Genomic DNA, 24,251 nt, shown 5'->3' on the forward strand with positions numbered 1-24,251 from the left:
AGCTCATCCTTCATGTGAACTGCCCGGCGACCGCGGCCGCGAGAACGATCCAGCCGAAGTACGTGTTGGCGACGAAGGTGTCCCAGCACGATTGCGGATCATCCAGGTCCACACGTACGACCAGATAGGACAAGAAGATTCCCGCGAGCACGACGATCAGGTAGAACGCCCACCCCATCGGCGTCTGGGAACCGGCCCACAGCACGCCGCCGACGCTGAGCACGACGAAAATCGCCAGCCACGCCTTGGTGGCCTTGCCGAACAGCAGGGCGGAAGACCTGACACCGATGTTCCGGTCGTACGCCTTGTCCTGATGGGAGTAGATCGTGTCGTGAATCAGGGTCCAGAAGGCCCCGCCGGCGTACAGGCCGTACACCGCGAGCGGGTAGTCGGCGCTCCCGGTCACCGCCGTCCAGCCGATCAGCACGTAGACGCTCATCACCAGCGCCAGGAACGCCGAGGGCCAGAAGAAGATGCGCTTCATGAAGGGGTACGCGACGATCAACGGGTACGAGGCCCCGACGACCAGGGCTGTCCCCCCGTTCGCCACCGCCAGGACCAGCAGTGCGACCACGGCCTGTGCGGCGGCGAACAGGAGTGCGTTCCCGACGCTGATCGTCCCCGACGCGACAGGACGCGACACGGTGCGGGCGACCCGGGCGTCGACGTCCCTGTCGACCACGTCGTTGACCGCGCAGGCCGCGCCGCGCACCAGCACCGCCGCGACAGCGACGACCACCACCGCCAGCAGGTCCGGTCGTCGCCCGGAGGCGAGGACGACGGCCCACAGCCCTGGAAGCAGGTACAGCACGTACCCTGTAGGCCGGTCCAGTCGCATCAACAGGAGATATGCGCGGACTGACTCCGGGCTCTTCGTGACTACGCCGGTAGATATCTTGTGCAGCATCAGGATCCAATCACCAGGTCACCGGAAGCTGGACCAACCCGCCGATCAGCGTGTTGTGGCGCAGCCCCAGCTCCTCTACACCGACAGCCAGACGCATGGTGGGGAATCGCGCGACGAGCTGGGTGAGCAACACCTGCAGCTGCATCCGGGCCAGCATCGCGCCGACGCAGGAGTAGGCGCCGCGCCCGAACACGAGGCTGTCCGCGGTGTTGCGAGCGACATCGATCCGGCCGGGGTCGGCGAAGGCCGTCTCGTCGTGGTTGGCCGCGATGATGTTCAGCAGTACGAAGTCGCCGGCCCGGATGGTGACTCCGTCGATCTCGAAGTCCGTCAGCGCATAACGGGGCATGCCGCCGTTGTGCGGGTTCGGCATCGACATCCGCAGGGTTTCCTCGACCGCGCCGGGGACGAGGCCCGGGTCGTCCAGCAACGCCTGCCACTGCTCGGGGTTGGCCAGCAGCAGCGACACGCAGGTGCCGATCCGGGCCACCGTGGTCTCATAGCCACCGAACAGCAACAACGCCGTCAGCCCGAGGACCTCGTTGTCGGTGATCCCCTCGGTCGCGCAGATCCGGGAGATCACGTCATCGCCGGGATTCTGCCGTTTGTCCGCGACGAGTTGCCTGCAGTAGCCGAACAACTCGCCCAGTCCCTGCTTGGACCTGACCGGGTCCCCGACGTTGGCGGCGTCCTGGATCCAGCTGCCGAACCGGTCCTTGTCCTCCCGGGGTACGCCCAACCACTGGCACATCACCTGAAGCGGCAGCGGCAGCGCCAACATCTGGCGCAGGTCCACCGGTGACTTCTGCCCGGCCAGTTCGTCCAGGAGCCGCCCGGTCAGCTCTTCGACGTGGGGCCGCAGCGCCAGCATCCGCTCGGGTGAGAAGTGCGGCTCCAGTAGCGCACGCAACCGAGCGTGGTCGGTGGCGAAGTCGCCCAGCAGGCCGGCGAGGAACGCCGACCCGCTGTCCTTCGCCGCGGCCTCCGGATCGGGATTGGAGCGGCTGAGCCGGTCATCGTTGAGCAGCTGCGCCACCTGGGCATGACCGGTGACCAGCCACGCCTCGACGCCCTCGGCAGTACGAACCCGATGGACCGCGCCCTGGGATTGGAGCGTGCGCAGCCCTGGCGCGAGTTGCAGCACATTCGTCTGCTCGAAAGGCAATTGAGCTGGGGTACTCACTGACGGCCTCCGCCGGAATCGAGGTTCAGACCACCTTGTCGAGGATGATCACGATGTACGTCATGGCGTGCGATTGACGATGCGGTCGAACAAGGCGGTCAGTTCGGCGGACGCGGCCGGGGACAGCTCGGCTCGTCCGAGGTGCTCCAGAGCCGAGTCCAGATGGCTGCGGGACAGCTGCTCGGCCGTGTGCCGGCTGCCGGATTCCTCGACGAGGTCGGCCATCTCCTGGAGGTCCGCTGCCGTGCTGCCGTCGGCGTGCCACAGCTGGCGCAGTCGTTCGCCGGCCGGGCTGTCGGTGGACAAGGCCGCCAGCACTGGAAAAGAAGGGTTGCGCCGCAGGATGTCGCTCCGGACGGGCTTGCCGGTCACTGCGGGGTCGCCCCAGATGTCCTCGACGTCGTTGAAGATCTGAAAAGCCAGGCCCAGATGCCGGCCTGCGCTGCGCAGGGCAGTCAGGACGTGCTCCGGTCTGCCCGCCCGCAACGCGGGCGTCACCAGCGCGCACTCCAGCAGCGCGGACGTCTTCTCCTCCACGATCCGGTCGTACTCCGCGATGCCGGTGCCCGGACCCAGCCGGACGGTGAGCTCGCGAGCCTGGCCCGCGAGAACCAGACCGAGGGCTTCGGCGAACAGGCTGGAGATTTCCGCACGGCCGGGGCCGGGGTCGGCGACGACCATCTGCAGCCCAAGAGCCTGCAACGCGTCCCCGGCCAGGATGGCCAGACTGGTGCCGAACACCTTCCACGCGGCCGGGCGGCCGCGACGCAGCTCGTCCGCGTCGATGATGTCGTCGTGGATCAGGGTCGAGTTGTGCAGCAACTCCAGCGCTGCCGCCTGGCACCGCACGTCCTCCGGCCGTAGGCCGACGCCATCAGCCGCCGCCATCATGAGGGCGGCGCGGGTCAGCTTGCCGCCCTCCGCACCGCTGGGGTCACCGTGTTCGTCGATGAAGCCGAGGTGGTAGGAGCAGATCCGGGCCAGGATCGGCTGCAGTGCGGAAGTCTGCTGCCGCATAACGGGCAGTACCGTGGATTGCACCATCTTCGGCGACAGGAAGGCTTGGAGCCCGGTCGACGAGCTGTCGAGTGCGCTGATCGGGATTCTCCTTCGGTCGCGCGCCTTCCCAATTCGTGGTCAGAGCCTACGCGCATGGCGTTCGCGAATTGCACCACTGGAAATCACTGCGCTGGATGGACGAATGATTGCGCAAAGCTCATGATCACCCGATCTCACTCAGGTCAATGCGTAGGCAGCTCCCGCAGCTACGCGCAATCCGGACCCGGAGTGATGCACCGGAATTTGCGTGATCGTTCCGGCTGTCATCCTGAACGACCTCTCCCGTCGTGTCAACGACGCGGCGTGGGCAGCTTCGACTTTAGGAAAAACCCCAAACGGAGACGGTGTGGGGACTGGATTGGAGTACTGTGCAGATTGGTAGCTGCTGGGCGGCACCCGAGGCCGTACTTCGAGTCCGGCTATTAAGCCGGCACCAAACGGCAGACAAGACTTCCTGAGAAGGGCTCGGTTTCTGTGCCGGTGTACGCCTGGCGATAGCCGTCATCGACCTCGCGCTGGAACAGCACGGCGCGCGCTGGACGTGCTCGACCTGCCCCCTGGTGGCCGAGGTGCACCAGGAGGCCCGCCGGTTCGCCCGCGACGGGCGGACGTTGCGACCCTGGGTCGCCCCGGCGGGCCGAGCAGTATCACACGACGTCACTGATCATTGCCGGGAATGGTTCACTGAAAGCTTGAGAGGCTGAATGGCTATGCCAGTTGGTTCTGAGCAATTGCATGAAGTCAGGTCGTTCGACCCGTACGGCGCACATCGCGACGACCCGTATTCATTTTTGGCCGACATCGGAGAGACGGAACCGGTGTTCTACGCCCCTTTGCTCGGCGCGTGGTGCGTCACCCGGCGCGAGGACATGGTTGCCGTGCTGCGGGACGACCAAAGCTTCTCGGCGCGTGACCACAACCCTCGTCCCGCGGCCGCACTGCCCGAGGACGTGAGTCGGATGTTCCGCACCTGGCGCGGCGCTGATGCGGTGGCCGTCGGCTCACTCGACCCGCCCGAGCACGCCAGGGTCAGGGAAGTGCTCAACGCCGGGTTCACGCCGGCCAGGGTCAGAGCGTTCGAACCCACGATCCGTGCGATCGCCACCGACCTCGTCGAGCGTGCCGCGGTCTTGACGGAGTTCGACTTCATCTCGGCGTTCGCCGTTCCGTACGCCCTCGAGGTGATCTGCCGGCGCCTCGGGGTCCCGGAGGATTACTACGACCGCTGCCGCACGTGGTCCGAGCAGCGCATCGAGCTCATGATGTCGCAGAGCAACGCCGATCCTGAGCGGCTGCGTGAATTCGCCCGCGGGCTGATGGACTTCGGAGCGTTCGCCCGTTCACTCGTGCAGGAGCGGCTGGCCGCACCGCAGGACGACCTGATCAGTGAGCTGCTCCACGACGGCAAGGCGGGCCGCACGCTCACCGCTGACGAGGTTTCCGTCCAGGTCCCCACCCTGATCTTCGCGGGACACATGACCTGTGCCGAGGCGCTCGGCACGATCCTCTACCAGCAGCTTCAGTCACCCGGCGGCTGGGCCGAGGTCGTCGACGGGACGATCGCCGTACGGGACCTCGTTGAGGAGGGGCTGCGGTTCGACAGCCCGCTGGCGGGCATGTACCGGACCGCGGTCCGTGACGTAGTGGTCGGTGGCGTCCACCTGGCCGCGGGGAGTCGGCTGCTTCTGCTGTACGGAGCGGCCGGCCGGGACAGCCGCTCTCGCGCATGTCCGGCCGCGTTCAGTCCGGACAGCCGGTCTGCCACGCATCTCGCGTTCGGGCACGGCATCCATTTCTGCCTCGGAGCCGGATTCGCCCGCGCGGAACTGGAGATCGCGGTAGAGGCCATCGCCACCAGGATGCCGGGTCTGACCCTGGCGCCAGGGCAGCCGCCACATCACCGGCCAGTGTTTCCGCTTCGGGCGTTGACCGAGTTGCGGGTACGGCAGTGAGGACGGGCATCCGGGCGGTCGTCGGGGATCTGGACGATACGCTGACCCCTGCGGTGAGGACCCTGGGTTCCACAGATCCGGATGCCGGCTAGCCCCAGCACGGTGTGACGGCCCGTCAGTTGAACTGGCGGGCCGTTTCGGCTTGTCGGACTGCTGATGGGCCGTGCGGCAGGTCCGGTGATGCAGGATGGACAAACAACGAGGCCCTCCGGACGTCGAGTTGAGACGTCAGACATCTCGCTCAACCGCCAGAGGGCCCTGTTCAGGAAGCGTCAGGAAGTACCTCGACCCCAGCCTTGCGCCATGAGACGCCGAGCTGAGAACCGGGGACGGCGCCCGCGGTCAGGCGCGGACCGCGGTCAGGAAGAGGTAGCCGCTCTCCGGGATGGCCCCGAACCTGCGCACGTTGTGGATGAGCGACTCGGCGTGCTCCTCGCCGACCAGGTCGGCCAGCTTGTCGCGGACAGTGTCAAAGGCGTCGGCCATGAGCCCGAGGGTACGGATGACGTTGTCGGTGATGTCACGGATCTCCACGTCGACGAAACCGTTGGCGGCCAACGCCACCCGGTATTCGTCCACAGTACCCAGGGAGTGCACCGCGTAGTTCTCGGAGATGTGGTCCAGGACCACGCGTCCCTCAGGGCTGATCGGGTCGCGCTGGATGACGTCGGCGATGGCGAGGCGGCCGCCGGGGCGCAGCACGCGGGCGGCCTCGGAGAGCACCTGGGCCCGGTCGGGCATGTGCCACATCGACTCGAACGCCCAGGCCGCGTCGAACGAGCCGTCGGGGAAGGGCATGTCCATCGCGTCCGCGAACTGGAACGTGGCCCGGTCGGCGAGCCCGGCCTCGGCGGCGAGTTCCGTGGCCTCCTCCACCTGGATGTGGCTGACGGTGATGCCCACCACGTTCACGTCACAAGTGCGGACGAGCCGCTGCGCGGGGTAGCCGATGCCGCAGCCGATGTCCAGGACCCGCTGGCCGGCCTGTGCGGCGAGACCAGAGATCATCAGGTCGGTCAGGCGGTCCGTGGCCACCTCGACGGAGCTGTCGTCGGCCTCGTTCTCCCAGTAGCCGTAGTGGATATTGGGGCCCCAGACGGAACCATAGATCCGACCGAACCCGTCGTACACGTTGCGGACGTCGCTGTGAGCGGGAGACTGTCCGAGCGTCATGAGGAACTCCGTATCGTCGTGAAGGTGGCGGGAAGTCGGCGGCGGTTCAGCCGTACCGGCGGTGAGCCCGCGAATGATCGTGTTGGTACGCCACCGCAGATCCTGCGGGTCGACCGCGAGCCACAAGCCGGGGAACGCGTCGAGGAGATGGTTGGCGACACCTAGGCGGCAGTCACATCGAAAGGCGGGCGGAAACCCGCTGCGCTGGGCTGGGCAACCCCAGCCCAGCGCCTGCGTGATCTACTGACAACCACTGGTAACCAGTGCTGCCAGGTCAACGAACTGGCTGTCTGCTACTCTTCGCGCTCACTTACGCTCGAAGCGCAAGAAGCCCAGCTGCATGCCTCCTGCTTGCCATTCAGCGCAGAGCGCCTGGTTCGCCAGCAGAGATATCCTCAGGTTCCTGCGGTCAACTGCAGAGAGGCTGCTGTCGGTGTCCAGTACCGCCTTCGTCCAGGCGACACTCTCCTCCCAGAACGGCAGAGTCTCTGACGTGGCGTCGACCTCATCGACCAGTTCGAAGCCCGCAGCCTGCGCGGCTTCTGCGTAGTCGAGCACCGTGGCCGGCTTCGTGTAGAAGTATTCGGCCCACACATCGGCCCCGTGAGGGCGTGTGATGAACACTTCCTCGATGCACACACTCGCGCCCGGACGAAGCACCTGCGCCAGACGCTCGAACCACTGCGGACGGTTGAAGTATCCGCTGCTCTCGATCGCTACTGCTGCGTCATAGGGGCCGTCCAGGGGGAGATGCATCGCATCACAGACCAGGGTTCGGACCCGCTCGTCCACGCCGCATTCCCGCGCGAACTTGTTGACGATCGGCGCGTGTTCCGGCGCATTGGTGACCGCCGTGACGTCGGCGCCGTACTCCTGCGCCCAGAAGAGCGAGCCCCCGCCGAGACCGCAGCCGACGTCCAGGATTCGCCCCGACAGCCGGTGTTCAGCGCCCCAGATCTTGGCCGCGTACCGCAGCAGACCCTCTTGGTGGTCCCGGATGCTGCGGCGAATGGCATCCGGCGTCACATCGTCGGGATGCAGCGGCGTTTCAGCCGAAGGGTAGTGACCCACGTGGTAGTGAATCCTGGGGCCGGGCCCGTATTTGCGGACAAGCCTGGCTGTTTTGTCGTCGTAGTACTGGCCAACGATTCTTACCTCGTCCTGAGGCTCCAGCGCTGCCTGAGGCGAACTCGAAAGTTCATCCAGCAGATTTGACACGGTCACTCCTCCAGAGCTCTGATGCCGACGACATTGGCGAATGGCCTGCTTCGGTCGTTGCGCTGCGCTCGTCATGAATTTTGGCGAGGATACGTGGTTTAACGAGGATCGCCGGACCGGATTCCGTGGCTTGCGGCACGAGCAGCGCCTCGTTCGAAATGCAGGGCCGCTCTCACGATCCGGAATCCTGAGTCGCCCAAAATTGAGCGGCGGCTATTGGATGCCATCCTGGAGGACAGTCCTGGTCGTGTCAACGACGCGGCGTGAGCAGCTTCGACTTTAGGAAAAACCCCAAACGGAGACGGTGTGAGGACTGGATTGGAGTACTGTGCAGATTGGTAGCTGCTGGGCGGCACCCAAGGCCGTACTTCGAGTCCGGCTATTAAGCCGGCACCAAACGGCAGACAAGACTTCCCCAGAAGGGCTCGGTTTCTACCGACCGGCGTGGATGCCCTGTTCGGCAACGCAGGCCAGGCGTTTCAACGCAAACGTCATGGCACGGAACGGAGTGGGATGAGTGACGGTAAGCGGGTCCTGCTGGCCGAGCCACGGAGTTTGTGTGCCGGTGTACGCCGGGCGATAGCCATCATCGACCTCGCGCTGGAACAGCACGGCGCGCCGATCTACGTCCGCAAGGAGATCGTGCATAACCACTACGTGGTGCGCGAGTTCCAGCGCCGGGGAGTCCGGTTCGTCGATTCCGAGCAGGAGGTACCGGAGGGCGCGGTGTGTGTCTTCTCCGCGCACGGCGTCTCCCCGCAGGTGCGGCAGAACGCGGAGGCACGCGGGCTGGACGTGCTCGACGCGACCTGCCCCCTGGTGGCCAAGGTGCACCAGGAGGCCCGCCGGTTCGCCCGCGACGGGCGGACGTTGCTGCTGGTCGGGCATGCGGACCACGAGGAGGTCGAGGGCACTTACGGGCACGCTCCCGACCAGACGATCATCGTCGAGACGGTTGCCGACGCGGAGGCACTGGACCTTCCCTCCGACGCAGCAGTCGCCTACCTCACCCAGACCACACTCTCGGTGGACGAGACCAGGGACATCATCGCCGTGCTCCAGCGCAGGTTCATCGACCTGCGCGGGCCCGCCACCGACGACATCTGTTACGCCAGCCAGAACCGCCAGGACGGCATCCGGGCCATCGTGGACCGCTGTGACCTGGTGCTGGTGGTCGGTTCGACCAACTCCAGCAACTCGATCCGGATGGTCGAGGTGGCGCGCAGGCTCGGCGGCAGGGCTGAACTGGTGCCGGACGTGACGCACTTCGACCCCACGTGGCTGGCCGGCGTGAGCACGGTCGGCGTGAGCGCCGGGGCGAGCGCGCCGGAGATCCTCGTCGACCAGCTGCTCGACCGGCTCGCCGAACTGGGTTACGCGGACACGTCCGTGGAACGGGTGGCGACCGAGGACATCGTGTTCTTCCCGCCCACGCGGCTGACCGGAGTGGCGGACGCGCCGTGACCGGTCGGGACCGATCGTCGGCCGAACCGGCATCGCGCCGGGAGTCGGCCCGAACTGACCGAGTGGGCGGCCGCGGCCGCCCACCACGCCCGGTGAGGAGCACTGTTCGACATGGCGCTGCTGGAAACCGTGCGCGACCCGGCGCGGCTGCGTGAGTTGACCGCCGGGGAGCTGCGTGACCTCGCCGGGGAGATCCGCGCGTTCCTGATCGAGCGGGTCTCCGCGACCGGGGGACACCTCGGGCCCAACCTGGGTGTGGTCGAGCTGACCATCGCGTTGCACACAGTGTTCGAGTCCCCGCGGGACCGGTTGCTGTGGGACACCGGGCACCAGTCCTACGTGCACAAGATCCTCACGGGCCGCCAGGCCGGGTTCGACCGGCTGCGTAAGTCGGGCGGGCTCTCCGGCTACCCGAGCCGGGAGGAGTCCGAGCACGACCTGGTGGAGAACTCGCACGCGTCCACCGCGCTGTCCTACGCGGACGGGCTGGCCAGGGCGGACGCCCACCTCGGCCGACGCGACCGGGCGACCGTCGCGATCATCGGCGACGGCGCGATGACCGGCGGCATGGTCTGGGAGGCGCTCAACAACATCGCGGGCGGGCCGGAGCGGCCGCTCGTCATCGTGCTCAACGACAACCAACGCTCCTACGCGCCGACCGTCGGCGGGCTGGCCGAGCACCTGGCCGACCTGCGCGCCGGGCGCGGGCCGGGCGTGTTCGAACAACTCGGGCTCGGTTACCTCGGCCCCGTCGACGGTCATGACCTCCCCGCCGTCCAGGACTCCCTGCGCCGCGCGGTCGCACTGGGCCGGCCGGTGGTGGTGCACGTGATCACCGCCAAGGGCAAGGGATACCGGCACACCGAGACCAATGACCTCGATCTCGGCCACGCCGTCAAACCGATGGACCCGTACACCGGGCAGGCACTGAAGGTATCGCCCCCGTCGTTCACGTCGGTGTTCGGCGAGAAGCTGGTCGAACTGGCCGAGCAGCGCAACGACCTCGTGGCGATCACGGCCGCGATGACCGAGCCGACCGGGCTCCTGCCGCTGCAGCGCAGGTTTCCGCACCGGGTGATCGACGTCGGCATCGCCGAGCAGCACGCGGTCACGATGGCCGCCGGGTTGTCCATGGGCGGTGTGCACCCGGTGGTGGCCATCTACTCCACGTTCGTCAACCGCGCGCTCGACCAACTGCTCATGGACGTCGCGCTGCACCGCCGCCCGGTGACGTTCGTCCTCGACCGGTCCGGGGTGACCGGCGACGACGGGCCGAGCCACAACGGCATGTGGGACCTGTCGGTGCTGCAGGTGGTGCCGGGGCTGCGGATCGCGGCGCCGCGGGACGGCACCAGGCTGGCCGAACTGCTGGCTGAGGCGGTGGCGTGGCACGAAGGTCCGACACTGCTGCGGTTTCCCAAAGGCCCCGCCGGTGAGGACCTGCCCGCCACCGCCACGTTCAACGGGATTGACGTGCTGCGCCGTTCCGGCCGGCTAGACGTGCTGATCATCGCGGTAGGTGCGCTGGCCGGGCTCGCGCTCACCGTCGCGGACGGTGGGCGGGGACAGGGCATCGGGGTGACGGTGGTGGACCCGAGATGGGTCACCCCGGTCAACCCCGCGCTGGCCGACCTGGCCCGCCGCCACCGGCTCGCGATCACGGTCGAGGACAACAGCCGCGCGGGTGGTGTCGGTTCCGCGATCGCGCAGGCGCTGCGGGACGCCGACGTGCACACCCCGCTGCGCGAGTTCGGCATCCCGAGGCGGTTCCTCAGCCATGGCACCAGGGCCGAGGTGCTCGCCGCCTGCGGGCTGACCGCGCAGAACATCACCAGGGTCGTGGTGGGGCTGCTGACCGGCCTCGACGCCGCACCGGCGTCAGCAGACATCGACGACCCCGGCACCTGGCCGGTTCATTCAGGGGAGAAACATTGACGACCATCGATTTGGGAATGCCCTTGCCACGCAAGGACGAGGTCCCCCTCTCGGTGGCCACGCGGCGGACCTCCCGCCAGATCATGGTGGGCACGAGGTGCCGGTTGACGGCGTCGCGCCGGTGCCGGTGCAGTCGTGACCACCACGTCCACGGCCGACATCGACGCCACGCTGCAGCAGATCGCCGAGCCAGGTCACGGCTTGGCCCGCGCACTCGTGGCCGGTCAGCGTCTGACCTCCGACCTGACCAGAAGGAGCGAGATAAAGTAAACGTCCGGGAAACATGATACAAAATGCAGTTCGTGCAGAACGTGCGGATTACGATCTCGCGAACCGCCGGGCATTAATCCACAGCTTCATACGCAATGCGCGGGGGCCATGAATCTGTTCGCAGAATCTGGAGGACGAACGCCCTCGAAACCAACGCGACACGATTCGGCGCCTGCAGCTTGTCGGACATGACGCGGACGTGATAGTCGATGGTCTTCGAACTGAGGTATAACTCTCTCGAAAGTCGCCCGCTGGAGAAGCCGGCCGCAACGCCCTCCAGGATCCTGGCCTGGACCGAGCTGAGAACGCAGTCGCCGACCGGCTGGGACACTTCGCAGCCGTTCTGGTCATTACCCATGGCACTCGTCCGTTCCGTACGGCCCGGCTGGGACGGGACCGTAAGCGGAGCCCACAGTCATGACAGGCGGCAGCTCGACGTCAGGCTCGATCGAGAACCGCCTCACTTCCTGGGTCATGCCGGGTCCGTAAAACAAAAGGACGTCATCACTCGAACGGACCTCGTGGGGTTCGCGTATCAGCTGGGCTTCCGGCCAGGAAGGGAAAATCGATCCGACGCCGTGAGGACCGGTCAAAGCTATTGACAATAACGTCGGCGAAAATTCTCCCGCCGGAGTAGTGTGGGTTTTCGGCACGACACTCTCCGTTCATGTCTAACGAGGGTGCATCGGAGCCTGTGGCGAGTTACTCCGACCTGAAAATCCTAACACTGCAAGATCATCCAGGCCGAGTGGCCCGTAGTGCTTCAAAATGGCTTCACCGGCTGTGAGCCGGGGGTTTGTCGGATGGTCAGCTTGCTCGGTGGTACTCGTTGATGAGGCCGGTGACGGCTTGTCGGCGTTCGATGCGGGCCGTCGGGATGGGGATGACGTTCGAGTCGTCGAACGGTGCGAGCTGGTTCCGGCCCTGGTGCGGAGACCTGGCCCGGGCGTCGTCGCCGGGGTCCAGCAGGTGTTCCAGCAGCTGTCCGACCGCCGGCCGCCGCGGGTCCCAGGCGTGCAGGCCGCGGGCCGCGGCGAGCACGGCGGCGGTGTCCGTGACCGGCCCCCCGAGCAGCAGCAGGGCCGCTGGGCAGTTCCGCTCCAGCTGGGTCATGCGCACCACTTTCCGTACGTCTCATCTCTGTTGACCACTACCAGAAAGAACGTAGAGCCCGGGTCTGGCGGTTCATCCTGGCGGGCAGCCGGCGCCCCGGGTGATCGCCGGAACACCGGCCTGGCACCGCAGGGCGAGGCGGGGTAGCGGTGGGTAGCGGTCCAGCACGTCGTGCACCACATCCACCTCGCAGCCGTCACGGTACTGCCGGACGGCCGCCGGCCGCGGATGCGCCATGACGCCGTGCGCGCCCAGGTCCGTAGCCAGTTATAGACCCCCTTCCAGGATCCGAACCGTCCTGGCAGGTCGGTCCACGCAGTCCCAGTGCGGTACTTGAATGCGATCGCGTCGATAACCTGCCGATGATCACGCCACCGCCGACCTCGCTTGGGTGTTCGTTCCGGCAGCAGCGGCTCGGCGGCGGCCAGAATCCGGTACATGGTGCGGATCGAGCAGTGGTAGCGCCCGGAATCCAGCTCCCGAGCCCAGATCTGCGCGGGAGGCAGCTCGGCGTACTCGGGGCTGTCCATCAGTGCCAGCACGGCGGCGCGCTCGGTGGGCGACAGCGCTTGCGGCGGGGCTGATCTGGGATGGTTCGGCTTCTCGGTCGGTTCCTTGGGGTGTAGGTGTCGGTGGCGGGTCGCCCGGGACCTGCCGGTGAGCCGGCAGGCCGCCACGATGCCCACGTGATTCGCCAACTCATCGACGAATGCGGGGAGATGGGTGTCCAGGACGTGCTTCAGTCCGCGCTCTCGGAGACCGATTCCAAGAGCGCGACAGCTTTTCCCAGGACCTCCACCGCGGCCTTGTTCTTCGCCAGCTCCCGCTTGAGTCGCTCGTTCTCCCGGCGGAGCTTCTCGTTTTCGATCTCGGCCGCCGTCTTCTTCTGCCACGGTGAGGTCGACCAGGGCGCGGGAACCGTTTCTGCAGCCCCCTTTGAAGCCGCGGCTGCCGCCATCGCGGCGAGGAAGGCGTGGGCGAGCATGCCAAGGGTGATGTGCCGCATCCAGCCGGTGTAGCGGCGGACTTCGTACTGGTCCAGGCCGCACTCGTTCTTCGCAGCCTGGAAGCACTCCTCGATGGCCCAGCGCATCCCGGCGATCCGCACCAACTGCTCTACCGTCGTGTCGAGTTGTGAGTAGGCGAGGTAGTAGGCGATCTCGTCGGGCCTGCTCAGGCTGCGGCGGGCCAGCGCCCATCGGCGGCGGACCAGGTCCTCGCCCTGGTAGTCGAACTCGGCCACGGCGGGCAGTTGGACGGCCGCCCAGTCGTAGATGCGCGGTCCTTTGGCGCCGTCCCCGCACGAGATCCGCTGCCAGGCCTCGGCCGGCGCCTGGGCGAACAGCCAGTCGATGCGTGGACAGCCCACGCTGAACTGGGACTTGGGCACCGCCAGCACGTAACCGACGCCGGACTGTTCCAGCAGCCGCCGCAAGCGTCCTTCCTGGCCGTAGGCGGAGTCGGCGGTGACCCAGCCGACGGGCAGCGAGGAGGCGGGAGCGCGCAGCACCAGGGCCTTGGCGAGGCCGCCCTTGGTGCGGAACTCCCGCTCGTCGGGGATCTTCGCCGTGCGGCAGCGCTCCCGGTCCTCGGTCCAGGAATTGGGAAGGTACAGCTCGCGGTCCACCAGGGCCCGGCCTCGAGCGGACGCATAGGCGGCGAAGACCCCGATCTGGCAGTTCCCGGTGCGGCCGGCGGTTCCGGAATACTGGCGTTGCACGCCGGCGGAGGTGGTGCCTTTCTTGATGAAGCCGGTGTCGTCGATGATCAGGACCCCGTCGTCCTCGCCGAGGCGTTCGGCGACGTAGTGCTGGAGCTCGTCGCGGATCTCGTCCGCGTCCCAGCGGGCCCTGGCGAGCAGGTGCTGGAGACCGTCAGGGGTGGCATGGCCTGCGTAATCGGCCAGCTGCCAGCCGTTCTTGCGGCCGACCGGGCCCAGCAGGCCACGGATGTAGTCGCGCATCCGACGGCGCGGCTCCACGCGGCCGAAGTGAACGCCGACGCGGAGGAACAGGTTCTCGAGCTCACGGTCCCACAGCTGGGCTTCCAACTCATTGATAACGGCCGGAGGCTGCCTCCGCAGCTGCCACTACCAACGCCGCCCGCACACGATCGAGGGGCGGTCTCATGAAGACCGCCCCTGACAGATCGTCCGCCCGCTACACTCCCACTCCCAGGCTGTTGACCAGCGGAAATGGAGAAGTCCGGCTGGAGTACTAGCCGAGCGCATCCTGGACGGAGGCGAGAACGACGGCCGGGCCCTGCTGGGGCTCCTGAAGAGGCTACGGGATTCACACGGCGATGCCATGGTCCTCGCGGACCTCGCCGAGCGGGCGGCTGAGCACTTCACCTACGACGTAGACGACCGGCTCGGCTTCCTTGAGCTGCTGCGGGAGATTGCTCACCCCAGCCGTCGTACGGAGATCGACACCGCCGTGGTCCACGCCCTCCTCGAGGCAGCTGATACTGCCGATGTTGGGTGCCGACGTCTGTACTTTCTGGAGAGGGCGGCGACCGAGGGGCAGAAGCGGGGGCTGCCCGAACTGCGGGAACGTGCCGGGATGGCGCAACAGCAGACCACGCTGGAGTGGACCGTGATTTGCAAAGCGGGTAGCCTCCCGCCCACGATGGTCGCTGGACAGCGGGCGCTGGTCGATGCCGCCCCTGGTTTGCGGAACGCGCTGTGGCTCACCGTGCCGGATGTCCACCCGGTGATGCGTGCGCAGGCCCAGCTGGAGGCCGACGGCGCGTTCGAGGGCCTTCTGCGGCTCCCGAGCTCGCGCATCAACCCGGCAGAACCCGTCTTCGTCCACTCGCCCACGGAAGCCGACAACGACCACGCTGTGAAGACGCAGGTCCACGGCCTGGACCTGCTCGGAAGGCTGATCGCGACCCAGCTCGACCGTATCCACGAGCGCTTCCGGCCCGACGAGTTCGAGATGATCGACGCTCTGGAGCACGAGACGGTGCTGCCCGAACCTCGCGCTCGGATCCTCGCCCGGGCCTTCCTCTACTACTGGCTGGGGGAGACCGACGCCGCGGCGTGCAGCGCACTGCCCCAGGTCGAGCGGATCCTCCGGGAACTGCTGCGTCCCCGCGTCTCCATCATCTCCGTGGCCAAGGGGAGACCCCCGGCGGAGTCGCCATGCCGGGCGGGCTGCTGCAGAGCATGCCGGGGGCCGGGTACCCGGAGGACTGGAGTCGAGCGTTGGAGCTCCTCCTGGTCGATTCCGACCGCGGGATGAACCTGCGCAACGACATCCTCCACGGCCTGACCGGCACCCCGCCCAAGCATCACGTCGCGCTCATCCTCCAAGCGGCGCTCTACCTGCTCAGCAACGCGCACAGGCAGCGCGCAGCACCCGGAACGACAGCCTGATCCGCTCGGGCGCGGGCCGGCCGTGCCCGAGCCGTTTCCTGAAGGAGCGCCCCAGCCCGTGACAGCCCGCGCACGCAATATGGGTTGACTGCGGCCGGGGCGTCGACTCCCGTATTGCCCCGCGCGGCACGAAGACCGGGAAGCCATACGGGACTGGGCGCGCGGCCCGAACCTGTACGGTGTCATCAGCGACGACCTCGCGGTAGCCTGAGATCCCGCAGCAGCGCACGGCGAAGACCACGCAAGCAACCCGGTCGATTGGTCGAGATCACGGGTGCAGCCGATCTCCGTCAGTCAAGCGGCTTTGCGAACCGTGACATATCGTCGAAGGCAACCAAGCTGTTCGGATCGATCAGCGGTACGACGGCGGGGTAGAGCTCCGCTGCCGCAGGCGAGTCGCTGCCCCCGAAGCGCTTTGCCACCGCGAAGCCAGCGCCGGCGACGAGGTCGGCGAGTTGCAGCGAAGGGTGCGTCTTGGATTCCCCTCGCAGGACCTGCCCGACCTGGGCCCGTCCCAGGACCCAGCGCAAGTCCCAAGACCCGTCCCCATCGAACTGGCGCATCATCTTGTCCAACCAGTCATCGGTGAGCATCTTCTGGTCGTCCGTTAGCGCGTTGACCCTGCCGATACGCTCAGACCAGTTGTTGACAACGGCCGCCACCCCGGGAATCAGCGGTTCGAGATTGTCCGAGAGATCACCTTCCTGGAGCGCCTGAAGGAAGTCCGCAGCCTCCGCCCGAGTTCCGCGGGCCTGCGCGAGGACTGTAGTGACGCGTCGGCGTGTGGACTTCGCCCAGGCCGCCTCCAAGACGTCGAAGAAGTCCTCAACCGAGGACTGCTGCCCGTCCCGGTTCCGCATCGACGCAAAGTCCACCGTGGCTTCGACAAGCTCTTTGAACCCGTCCCCTCCCAACGCCCGAGGCCCCTCCTCGAACAGCGTCCGGGCGCTTTGGCGAGCTGCGCCGTTGCGGTACATCTCGACGCCCCGAGAATGGGCCTGAGTCTCGATCAGGAGATCGATGATCTTTCCCACCACGAAGTAGTGCTTGTCGATGACGTATACCGAAGCTCGACCCTCGAGGGATCCGCCCGGGCCGAGCGCCTTGACCAGCGCCTGCCGACCTGTCGGCCGGTCCTTGAAGTGCTTGAACTTCACCTCGGCCACCTGATCGGCGATCCTCGCGTCACGCCGCAGATCGAGCAGCACCTGCTGCGCCGTCTGGTCATCGATGGCAACCGATCCGATGGTCATGTATCGGTCGGGGTTGGCGGCGAGTTGGTCGCCTCCCCAGCCAGACTCGTCCGTCGCGATCCATCGGGCCTTACCGAGCACATCTACGGTTGGCTCCACTCGACTGTGTCGGGCGTAGTTGGGACCAGTCAGGCCGGTCCCGTGGTTCGGCAGGCGCGTGGCTTCGTTCATCGCGCCATCATGGCCAGACAGCGAATCAGAAGAAAACCTCAATGTACCTACCTCCCAAGGCGATTGAAGAGAGGAAGCCGGCGGTCCCGGATGCCGGTGCTGGGCACGCGCGCGAAGCAGTCCACTGTCCTGCATGGGCCGCTAACAGGTGCGACGAATCGACTTGTCAAACCGGCTCAGGCGAGATTGCAGGCCTTGTCGGCCGATGCGAGCCGACTTCGTCTGGGGCACACCGTTGATTGGGGGCAGCCGTGCCCGTCACCGTAGTGGCTGGAAGGCCGTCCCTACGGCCTGACAAACTTCGGTACCCGTAGGTTAGTTGTCTCCAAAATCGAACTCGGCGGTGACGGGTGCGTGGTCGGACCAGCGTTCCGCATGGGAGGCTGCGCGCTCGACGTAGGCCTTGACGGCGGTGTCCGCAAGTTTCTGACTGGCCATCAGATAGTCAATCCTCCAGCCGGAGTCGTTGTCGAAGGCGCGGCCGCGGTAGGACCACCAGGAGTAGGGGCCGGTGCGGTCGGGGTGGAGGGCGCGGACGACGTCGACGTAGCCGGCCTCGTCGTAGACGCGGGAGAGCCAGGCGCGTTCCTCGGGGAGGAAGCCGGCGGACTTCTGGTTGGCCTTCCAGTTCTTGAGGTCCTCGGGGCGGTGGGCGATGTTCCAGTCGCCGCAGACCACGACCTCGCGGCCGTCGGCGGCGGCGCGGGCGCGCAGGGCAGTGAGGTGGACGAGGAATTCCACCATGAAGCGTTCCTTCTCGTCCTGGCGCTCGGTGCCGACCTCTCCGGAAGGCAGGTAGAGGCTGGCGACGGTCAGGCCCGGGAGGTCGATTTCGACGTAACGGCCGGAATCGTCGAATTCCTCCGATCCGAATCCGATCGTGGTGCGCTGCGGTTCCTGGCGGGAGAGGATCGCGACGCCGGCCCGGCCCTTGGCGACGGACGGGGCCCAGACCGCGTGCCAGCCTTCCAGGTCGCGCAGTTCGACCGGCAGCTGCCCGGGCTCGGAGCGCACCTCCTGGAGGCAGATCACGTCCGCTTCCGTTCCGGCCAGCCACTCGACGAAGCCCTTCTTGGCGGCCGCCCGGATTCCGTTCACATTCACACTCGTCACCACGATCACCCGGGCAGCCTACCCATTGGCCGTGTCCGTCCCGGACCGTGACGCGCGGCCCGGGTCGTGGCGGGGCGCGCGCGGGGGCCGTCGTGAACGTGGCATGAATGTTCGCGACGGCCGCGTCAAGCCGTGTCATTGGTCTTGACCATCTCCGGACGCAGCACCTAGGGTCGCTTACTGCAAGGACCTTTAATAAAGAAGGACGGATAAAGGCTCGCTCTCCCACCTGCCGCAACAGCGGGCAGCGGGCCCGGGATCCGCCCTCCTTGTCGTAGGGCGGACAAGACCAGGTGGAGGACACGGTGGGCACGGTCGGGACGACAGGACAGCTTTCGGCGGTGCCGGAACCGAAGTACTGGCACCTGCGCACGGTGCTGCTGCGGGCCATCGACTCGGAGTTCTCCACCGGCCAGGTCCTGCCCAACGAGCGCGAGCTCTCCGCCCGCTTCGGGGTAGCCCGGGCGACGCTGCGGCAGGCCCTGGACCAGCTCGAGCTGGAGGGCCGGCTGGTCCGCCGCCGGGGGATCGGCACCCTGATCGCCGCCCCGCGGGTCGGCGTCCCGGTCAACCGGCAGGAGGAGGGCTGGCCCGGCGCCGGCCGCAGCCAGGCCTGGCGCACGGTGGACTGCGCCACCGCCCCGGCTTCCGCGCAGCTGGCCAAGGGCCTGGGCATCGTCGAGGGCGCCACCGTGCACACCGTCCGCCGGGTCCGCCTGGTCGAGGGCCGCGCGATGGCCACAGAGTCGCTGCACGTCCCGGCCGCCGCCCTGCCGCACCTGCCCGGCTTCCGCGCCGAGAGCGACCGTGCCCGCTCGGTGCTGCGCCAGCTGGAGCGCCTGGAGGTGGACGGCGAGTCCCGCGCCGTCGAGCTCGGCGTCGCCGAGGCCGACGAGGCCGTTCTGCTGGAGCGCCCCCCGGGCACCCCGGTGCTGGTCATGACCACCCAGTACGCCTCGGCCGGCCGCCTGGTGGCGCTCGCCGTCGCCACCTACCGCGCGGACACCTGCAAGCTGACCTTCGGCGAGACCGGCCTGGTCGAGGTCACCCCGGTCGGCGCGACCCCCGAGGTCCGCACCGCCTCCTGAACCGTTTCGCACCCACCCTCAGACCGCGACCCGGACGCCGACTGGCGCCCGGGTCGCGGTCGTCGAGCCTCACGCCCCGGCCCTCACGCCCGGGGCGGGTCCACCGCGAAGAGCTGGTCCTCGACGTGGTCCAGGGCGACCCGCAGGGCGCCCATCGAGACGACCTCGGAGCCCAGGGCCGCCAGGGCCACCTCCGGTGCCCGCAGGGTGAACTGGGCCAGCCGCCCACGCAGGGGCTCCAGGACGCCGTCCAGGCCGGCGGCCCAGCCGCCGATGACGACCAGCTGCGGGTCGATGGCGAGGACGAGGGCGGCGACGCCCTGGACGAGCCTGGTCAGGAAGCGGTCCATGGCGACCTTGGCCACCTCGTCGCCCTCGCGGGCGAGCCGCAGGACGCGGGCGACGGCGGCCTCGTCCAGCGGGTTGAGGGGCTTGCCGGTGGTGGAGAGCAGCTTCTCGGGGGTGACCTCCTGGCCGAGCAGGTGGAGGGCGCCGATCTCGCCGGCGGCGCCGCCGTAGCCGCGGTGGAGCTTGCCGTTGATCAGGGAGCCGGCGCCGGGGCTGAGGCCGGCCATCACGAAGACCACGTCGTCGGCGCCGACGGCCGCGCCCTTCCAGTGTTCGGCGATGGCGGCGAGGTTGGCGTCGTTCTCGATCAGGACGGGGCAGCGGAAGGAGCGCCGCAGCCGGGCGCCGAGGTCGAGGCCGGTCCAGCCGGGCATCGCGGTGCCGAGCCGGATGGTGCCCTCGCGGTCGACGATGCCGGGGGTGCCGATCCCGACGGCCCACAGGTTGTCGCGGGAGATGCCCGCCTTGCGCAGGACCTCGGCGACGGCGGTGCGGACGGCGGTGAGCCGCTCCTCGGTGTCCAGGGTCTCGTCCACGGGCTTGAAGTGACTGCCCACCACCTCGCCGGTGAGGTCGGCGAGGATGACCCGGATGTCGTGCACACCGATCTCGATGCCGAGGATGTGCCCGGCCTCGGCGCGGAAGCGGAACCAGCGGGCCGGGCGGCCGCGGCGGCCGGTGCCGGGCGGGCCGTCCTCCCGGGGCTGCTCGACCTCGGCGACCAGTCCGGTCTCGACCAGGCCCTCGATCACGCCCTCGACGGTCGGCCGGGAGAGCCCGGTCTCGCCGACGAGCTGAGTGAGGGTCACCGAGTGGCCGGTCCGCAGCGCCCGAAGCGTGACCGCCGCGTTGATCCGCCGCAGCAGCGAGGAGTCTCCTCCGGTGAGCCGATCCGCCAATGCGATGCCCTTCGCCGTTCGCGCGACTGCCCTGGCGCGCGATGTCGAGTGCGCGGAGCCCACCGAATGGCCCGCGGGGGTCTGCCCCCGGAACGCGGCACGGGCGGCGCGCCGCCGCCCGCAGGAAGGCCCGGGGGACAGGCCGGAGCCTACCCGGGGACCGCCCGGCGCGGCGAGGATTCCCGCAGCTCACCCGGGCTTCGGTATCGAAATGGTACGGATCGGGTGGCGGTGCGTGACCCTCGCTTCACCGGTCGGCCACGGACGGCCCCTGCCCGGGACGCCGGCCCCGTACGGACCAGCGCGAGCGCACCGACAGCAGCGAGCCGACGCTGAGCCAGGAGCACGCCGAGAACGCGCTGAAGACCGAGCCGGCCGAGCCGACGGACAGCACGCTGCCGACCGAGCCGATCGAGAGGACCGAACCCACCGAGCCGATGGACAGCAGCGAGCCGATGGAACCGGTGGAGCCGATCGAGCCGAGGGAGGAACGGGAGCGGATCGAACGCACGGAAGCGGCCATGCGCCCGATCGTAGCCCGGGGACGGTGCGCTCAGTCGACCCGCGCGGCGAACAGTTCCTGCCCCAGCAGCCCCATCGGGTGCCCGTCCGCAGGCAGGGTGAGCACGGTGGGGCAGCCCGCGGCGGTGAGGGCGGCCCGCCACCGGTCGGCGGGGTGGGTGGTGAGGCCGCGCGGGTCGCCGGTGATCAGCAGGTCGAGCTGTTCGGTCACGGGGGCGAGCAGCAGCAGCCGGCCGCCGGGGGCGAGCTGCTCGACGAGGGCCGGGACTTCTTCCTCCGGGCGGCCGGCGGCGGTGGCGACCACGACGTCGTAGCGCCCGCCGTCGGGGGCGGGGTGGTGGTCGGCGTTCTGCCGGGGCCGGGCGGCCAGGGCGCGGGCGACCGCGGTCTCGGTGCCGTCGCGGTCGAGTTCGAGGACGCGCAGCGGCTGCGGCCCGTCGTGGGCCTCGGCGGTGGCGCGCACGAGTGCGCCGAGTGCGGCGCCGAGGTAGCCGCGGGCGGCGGCCCAGCGGACCGGGGCGGCGGCGGGGCGGGGCGCCTCCTCGCCGGTGAGCAGTCTGGGCAGGCGCAGTGCGCCGCGCCGGACCCGGTCCAGGACGGGGGCGGTGCCGAGGCCGTCGGCCCAGGTCTCGACGGCGGGCCGCCAGGCCTCCCGGACGTCGGCGGCGGTGAGTTCGGGGGCGCCGTGGAAGAACGGGCCCTGGGCGCCGCCAACCTGGCGGGTGATCAGGCCGTGCCGGGCGAGGGCGTCGAGCCAGCGGCCGACCCGGGGGCGCTGGGCGGGGGTGACCAGGGCGGTGGCGAGGAGTTCGGGTTCCGACCAGCCGCGGGTGGGGTCGGTGAGCACTCCGGCCTGCTGGAGGGTGTGCAGCAGGGCGGCCAGGACTGCTCGGTCGAGGTGGGCGCCGAAGCCGGTGATCTGTTCGGCGGTGACGCCGATGCTGTGCTTCCACGCGGCGGCGGTGGCGGTCTCGGCATCGGCGCGCAGCCGGCGGTCGGCGGCCTCGGCCTGGCTGCGCGGGGCGCGGACGTGGGCGAGGACGGCGCCGAGGGCGTCGACGGCGGCGTACACGTCGTCCTGCCGGGGTTCGGGGCCGACGTGCAGGACCAGGCGCAGCGCCGCGAGGTCGTGCTCGGCCAGTCCGGGCTGGCGGCTGAGCCGCCAGAGCAGGGCGGAGGGCAGGCTGAGGTGGGTGGTGCGGTTGGCGGCGAGGGCGGCGAGCTGCTGTTCGGGCCGCTGGTCGGGGTCGGTGCAGTGCACGGTGCCGCCGGCCAGCAGGGTGGCCAGGGCGAGTTCGACGGCGAGGTCGGTGGCCGGGTGGAGCACGGTGTGCCGGATGGGCGGCGGGCCGAGGACCCCGGCCCAGTACCGGAGCCGTTCCTCGGCGGCGCGGGCGGCGGAGGGCGGCAGCGCGGCGTGTTCGGCGACGCGTTCGGCGAGGGCCCGGGGCAGGCCGCCCGGCGGGGAGACGCCGAGCAGCAGGCCGATGCCGCTGATCGCGCGTCCGTCGGCGACGACGGCGGGCCGGTCGCCGAGCTCGCGCAGCGCGCTGACCAGCGCAGGGGTCGAGGCCAAGGTGATCACTCCGGGGTGCAGGGGAGAAGCCGCACTACTGAACCATGCGTCCGGGCCCCGAGCGGCCGCTGCCGAGTCAAACTTCCGTAATGATTTTCATATCGCCCAGCCAAGCGGCAGGGGCGGATCTCGACACGAAGGGGCCGGAACTTCGCATTCCGGAACCGTTGTGCGAGCCCTTGACAGGTGGTTCGGGTGCTGGATTACTTGGCCTGGGCTCGCCCGGACCGAACGATCGGTCGGGCTCCCGAGATCGGCCGACCTGCGAAGGAGCGACGATGACCGGCAGCTCACCCGAACCGGGACGACGCCCGGAACGACGCCTTGGGGAGCCGATCCCACCCGCACTGCTGGACGCCGGCGAGCGGATGGGCGTCGACGAACTGCGCGCCCACCAGCTCGACCGCCTCCGCGCCACCCTGCGGCACGCCTACGACAACGTCGAGCTCTACCGCCGCAAGTTCGACGCGGCCGGGGTGCGCCCCGAGGACTGCCGCACCCTGGACGACCTCGTCCGGTTCCCCTTCACCACCAAGGCCGACCTGCGCGAGGGCTATCCCTTCGGCATGTTCGCCGTTCCGATGGAGCGGGTCCGCCGGATCCACGCCTCCAGTGGCACCACCGGGCGCCCGACCGTGGTCGGCTACACCGAGAACGACCTGTCCATGTGGGCCGACGTGGTCGCCCGCTCGATCCGCGCGGCCGGAGGCCGCCCCGGCCACAAGGTGCACATCGCGTACGGCTACGGCCTGTTCACCGGCGGCCTGGGTGCGCACTACGGCGCCGAGCGGGCCGGCTGCACGGTCATCCCGGCCTCCGGCGGCATGACCGCCCGGCAGGTGCAGCTGATCCAGGACTTCCGCCCCGAGATCATCATGGTCACCCCGTCCTACCTGCTCACCCTGCTGGACGAGTTCGAGAAGCAGGGCCTCGACCCGCGCGCCAGTTCGCTGGAGGTGGGCGTCTTCGGTGCCGAGCCCTGGACGGAGGAGATGCGGCGCGAGATCGAGGAGCGGCTCGACCTGCACGCCGTCGACATCTACGGCCTCTCCGAGGTGGTCGGCCCCGGCATCGCCCAGGAGTGCGTGGAGACCAAGGACGGGCTGCACATCTGGGAGGACCACTTCTACCCGGAGGTCGTGGATCCGCTCACGGATCTGGTGATGCCCGAGGGGCGGAGCGGCGAACTGGTCTTCACCTCGCTCACCAAGGAGGCGCTGCCGGTCATCCGCTACCGCACCCGCGACCTCAGCCGGCTGCTGCCCGGCACGGCGAGGCCGGCCTTCCGGCGGATGGAGAAGGTCACCGGGCGCAGCGACGACATGATCATCCTGCGCGGGGTGAACCTCTTCCCGACCCAGATCGAGGAGATCCTGCTGCGCACCCCGGGCGTCGCCCCGCACTTCCAGCTGCGGCTGACCAGGCAGGGGCGGATGGACCATCTGACGGTGCGGGTGGAGGCCCGCCCGGAGGCGCCCGCCGAACTGCGGGCGGCGGCCCGGGAGTCGATCGTCCGGGCGGTGAAGGACGGGGTGGGCGTGACGGTCGCGGCCGAGGTGGTGGACCCGTACACGCTGGAGCGCTCCGTCGGGAAGATCAAGCGGGTGGTGGACGAGCGAAGGTGAGGC

At 68.8% G+C, this 24,251-nt stretch carries 21 protein-coding genes and 1 pseudogene; 8 read left to right on the plus strand and 14 right to left on the minus strand.

What is annotated here, in order from left to right; genetic code table 11:
* Positions 1 to 10: 10 nt before the first annotated feature.
* From ACH4J0_RS11100 to ACH4J0_RS11110, 3 genes are all read right to left on the minus strand, one after another.
* Entirely contained in the window at positions 11 to 907 is an 897-nt protein-coding gene (locus ACH4J0_RS11100; protein WP_396238555.1) for a UbiA family prenyltransferase, read from the minus strand.
* 10 nt (positions 908 to 917) lie between these two features.
* Complete coding sequence (locus tag ACH4J0_RS11105) at positions 918 to 2,072, minus strand: cytochrome P450 (RefSeq protein WP_396238557.1); 1,155 nt, start codon at positions 2,070 to 2,072, stop codon at positions 918 to 920.
* Between the two features lie 78 nt (positions 2,073 to 2,150).
* Entirely contained in the window at positions 2,151 to 3,107 is a 957-nt protein-coding gene (locus tag ACH4J0_RS11110) for a polyprenyl synthetase family protein (RefSeq protein ID WP_380340424.1), read from the minus strand.
* Positions 3,108 to 3,853: 746 nt separating this feature from the next.
* On the opposite strand from ACH4J0_RS11110, the gene ACH4J0_RS11115 reads away from it, so the two are divergent.
* Complete coding sequence (locus ACH4J0_RS11115; protein WP_396238559.1) at positions 3,854 to 5,101, plus strand: cytochrome P450; 1,248 nt, start codon at positions 3,854 to 3,856, stop codon at positions 5,099 to 5,101.
* Positions 5,102 to 5,443: 342 nt separating this feature from the next.
* Here the strand turns inward: ACH4J0_RS11115 and ACH4J0_RS11120 are convergent, their stop codons facing one another.
* Complete coding sequence (locus ACH4J0_RS11120; RefSeq protein WP_360501472.1) at positions 5,444 to 6,274, minus strand: methyltransferase domain-containing protein; 831 nt, start codon at positions 6,272 to 6,274, stop codon at positions 5,444 to 5,446.
* A 306-nt stretch (positions 6,275 to 6,580) separates the two neighbouring features.
* Positions 6,581 to 7,492 (minus strand): SAM-dependent methyltransferase, encoded by a 912-nt coding sequence (locus tag ACH4J0_RS11125; protein WP_396238561.1) that lies wholly within the window; start codon positions 7,490 to 7,492, stop codon positions 6,581 to 6,583.
* Positions 7,493 to 8,005: 513 nt separating this feature from the next.
* Here ACH4J0_RS11125 and ispH point away from each other — a divergent pair.
* From ispH to ACH4J0_RS11140, 3 genes are all read left to right on the plus strand, one after another.
* On the plus strand, positions 8,006 to 8,956 hold the full coding sequence (ispH, locus tag ACH4J0_RS11130) for a 4-hydroxy-3-methylbut-2-enyl diphosphate reductase (RefSeq protein ID WP_360263009.1): 951 nt from the start codon (positions 8,006 to 8,008) through the stop codon (positions 8,954 to 8,956).
* A 111-nt stretch (positions 8,957 to 9,067) separates the two neighbouring features.
* Positions 9,068 to 10,891: a 1-deoxy-D-xylulose-5-phosphate synthase gene (locus ACH4J0_RS11135; protein ID WP_396238563.1), complete on the plus strand. Its 1,824-nt coding sequence runs from the start codon at positions 9,068 to 9,070 to the stop codon at positions 10,889 to 10,891.
* A gap of 135 nt (positions 10,892 to 11,026) precedes the next feature.
* Positions 11,027 to 11,161 (plus strand): hypothetical protein, encoded by a 135-nt coding sequence (locus ACH4J0_RS11140; protein WP_396238565.1) that lies wholly within the window; start codon positions 11,027 to 11,029, stop codon positions 11,159 to 11,161.
* Between the two features lie 73 nt (positions 11,162 to 11,234).
* Here ACH4J0_RS11140 and ACH4J0_RS11145 read toward each other — a convergent pair whose 3' ends face one another.
* The 4 genes and pseudogenes from ACH4J0_RS11145 to ACH4J0_RS11160 all read right to left on the minus strand — a co-directional run.
* Complete coding sequence (locus ACH4J0_RS11145) at positions 11,235 to 11,519, minus strand: LuxR C-terminal-related transcriptional regulator (protein ID WP_396238567.1); 285 nt, start codon at positions 11,517 to 11,519, stop codon at positions 11,235 to 11,237.
* A 449-nt stretch (positions 11,520 to 11,968) separates the two neighbouring features.
* The gene (locus ACH4J0_RS11150; protein ID WP_396238569.1) at positions 11,969 to 12,274 is read right to left on the minus strand and encodes a hypothetical protein; all 306 of its coding nucleotides are present in this window, start codon (positions 12,272 to 12,274) and stop codon (positions 11,969 to 11,971) included.
* A complete protein-coding gene (locus ACH4J0_RS11155) occupies positions 12,271 to 12,804 on the minus strand; it encodes a transposase (RefSeq protein ID WP_396238951.1) in 534 nt (177 codons plus the stop codon). Before ACH4J0_RS11155 ends, ACH4J0_RS11150 begins: the two co-directional genes overlap by 4 nt.
* A 380-nt stretch (positions 12,805 to 13,184) precedes the next feature.
* Positions 13,185 to 14,324: pseudogene (locus ACH4J0_RS11160) on the minus strand (IS701 family transposase); the annotation flags it as partial.
* 256 nt (positions 14,325 to 14,580) lie between these two features.
* Here ACH4J0_RS11160 and ACH4J0_RS11165 point away from each other — a divergent pair.
* Positions 14,581 to 15,519, plus strand: a complete 939-nt coding sequence (locus ACH4J0_RS11165) for a hypothetical protein (protein ID WP_396238571.1) — start codon at positions 14,581 to 14,583, stop codon at positions 15,517 to 15,519.
* Positions 15,516 to 15,653, plus strand: coding sequence for a hypothetical protein (locus ACH4J0_RS11170; protein ID WP_396238573.1), 138 nt, complete (start codon positions 15,516 to 15,518; stop codon positions 15,651 to 15,653). The genes ACH4J0_RS11165 and ACH4J0_RS11170 overlap by 4 nt, the downstream gene beginning before the upstream one ends.
* 290 nt (positions 15,654 to 15,943) lie before the next feature.
* Here ACH4J0_RS11170 and ACH4J0_RS11175 read toward each other — a convergent pair whose 3' ends face one another.
* Positions 15,944 to 17,077: a hypothetical protein gene (locus ACH4J0_RS11175; protein WP_396238575.1), complete on the minus strand. Its 1,134-nt coding sequence runs from the start codon at positions 17,075 to 17,077 to the stop codon at positions 15,944 to 15,946.
* Between the two features lie 315 nt (positions 17,078 to 17,392).
* Positions 17,393 to 18,199 carry an exodeoxyribonuclease III gene (locus ACH4J0_RS11180; protein ID WP_396238577.1) on the minus strand — a complete coding sequence of 269 codons (807 nt, stop codon included), beginning with the start codon at positions 18,197 to 18,199 and terminating at the stop codon, positions 17,393 to 17,395.
* A 332-nt stretch (positions 18,200 to 18,531) separates the two neighbouring features.
* Here ACH4J0_RS11180 and ACH4J0_RS11185 point away from each other — a divergent pair, with 332 nt between their 5' ends.
* Positions 18,532 to 19,278: a GntR family transcriptional regulator gene (locus ACH4J0_RS11185; protein WP_396238579.1), complete on the plus strand. Its 747-nt coding sequence runs from the start codon at positions 18,532 to 18,534 to the stop codon at positions 19,276 to 19,278.
* An 83-nt stretch (positions 19,279 to 19,361) separates the two neighbouring features.
* Here the strand turns inward: ACH4J0_RS11185 and ACH4J0_RS11190 are convergent, their stop codons facing one another.
* The 3 genes from ACH4J0_RS11190 to ACH4J0_RS11200 all read right to left on the minus strand — a co-directional run bounded on the left by ACH4J0_RS11190 (position 19,362) and on the right by ACH4J0_RS11200 (position 22,623).
* Positions 19,362 to 20,525, minus strand: a complete 1,164-nt coding sequence (locus ACH4J0_RS11190) for an ROK family protein (RefSeq protein ID WP_396238581.1) — start codon at positions 20,523 to 20,525, stop codon at positions 19,362 to 19,364.
* 247 nt (positions 20,526 to 20,772) lie between these two features.
* On the minus strand, positions 20,773 to 21,048 hold the full coding sequence (locus ACH4J0_RS11195) for a hypothetical protein (protein WP_396238583.1): 276 nt from the start codon (positions 21,046 to 21,048) through the stop codon (positions 20,773 to 20,775).
* Between the two features lie 30 nt (positions 21,049 to 21,078).
* Positions 21,079 to 22,623, minus strand: a complete 1,545-nt coding sequence (locus ACH4J0_RS11200) for a hypothetical protein (RefSeq protein ID WP_396238585.1) — start codon at positions 22,621 to 22,623, stop codon at positions 21,079 to 21,081.
* Between the two features lie 278 nt (positions 22,624 to 22,901).
* On the opposite strand from ACH4J0_RS11200, the gene paaK reads away from it, so the two are divergent.
* Positions 22,902 to 24,248: a phenylacetate--CoA ligase PaaK gene (paaK, locus tag ACH4J0_RS11205; protein ID WP_396238587.1), complete on the plus strand. Its 1,347-nt coding sequence runs from the start codon at positions 22,902 to 22,904 to the stop codon at positions 24,246 to 24,248.
* Positions 24,249 to 24,251 lie beyond the last annotated feature (3 nt).

It is taken from the genome of Kitasatospora sp. NPDC017646, assembly GCF_044329365.1.
Classification (GTDB): Bacteria; Actinomycetota; Actinomycetes; order Streptomycetales; family Streptomycetaceae; genus Kitasatospora.

Coding starts and splice junctions, on each gene's coding strand:
- ispH (WP_360263009.1), top strand. CDS start 8,006: ATGAGTGACGGTAAGCGGGTCCTGCTGGCCGAGCCACGGAGTTTGTGT.
- ACH4J0_RS11100 (WP_396238555.1), bottom strand. CDS start 907: ATGCTGCACAAGATATCTACCGGCGTAGTCACGAAGAGCCCGGAGTCA.
- ACH4J0_RS11120 (WP_360501472.1), bottom strand. CDS start 6,274: ATGACGCTCGGACAGTCTCCCGCTCACAGCGACGTCCGCAACGTGTAC.
- ACH4J0_RS11165 (WP_396238571.1), top strand. CDS start 14,581: ATGGTCCTCGCGGACCTCGCCGAGCGGGCGGCTGAGCACTTCACCTAC.
- ACH4J0_RS11110 (WP_380340424.1), bottom strand. CDS start 3,107: ATGCGGCAGCAGACTTCCGCACTGCAGCCGATCCTGGCCCGGATCTGC.
- ACH4J0_RS11195 (WP_396238583.1), bottom strand. CDS start 21,048: ATGGCCGCTTCCGTGCGTTCGATCCGCTCCCGTTCCTCCCTCGGCTCG.
- paaK (WP_396238587.1), top strand. CDS start 22,902: ATGACCGGCAGCTCACCCGAACCGGGACGACGCCCGGAACGACGCCTT.
- ACH4J0_RS11150 (WP_396238569.1), bottom strand. CDS start 12,274: ATGACCCAGCTGGAGCGGAACTGCCCAGCGGCCCTGCTGCTGCTCGGG.
- ACH4J0_RS11115 (WP_396238559.1), top strand. CDS start 3,854: ATGGCTATGCCAGTTGGTTCTGAGCAATTGCATGAAGTCAGGTCGTTC.
- ACH4J0_RS11155 (WP_396238951.1), bottom strand. CDS start 12,804: ATGGACAGCCCCGAGTACGCCGAGCTGCCTCCCGCGCAGATCTGGGCT.
- ACH4J0_RS11170 (WP_396238573.1), top strand. CDS start 15,516: ATGAACCTGCGCAACGACATCCTCCACGGCCTGACCGGCACCCCGCCC.
- ACH4J0_RS11145 (WP_396238567.1), bottom strand. CDS start 11,519: ATGGGTAATGACCAGAACGGCTGCGAAGTGTCCCAGCCGGTCGGCGAC.
- ACH4J0_RS11175 (WP_396238575.1), bottom strand. CDS start 17,077: ATGAACGAAGCCACGCGCCTGCCGAACCACGGGACCGGCCTGACTGGT.
- ACH4J0_RS11135 (WP_396238563.1), top strand. CDS start 9,068: ATGGCGCTGCTGGAAACCGTGCGCGACCCGGCGCGGCTGCGTGAGTTG.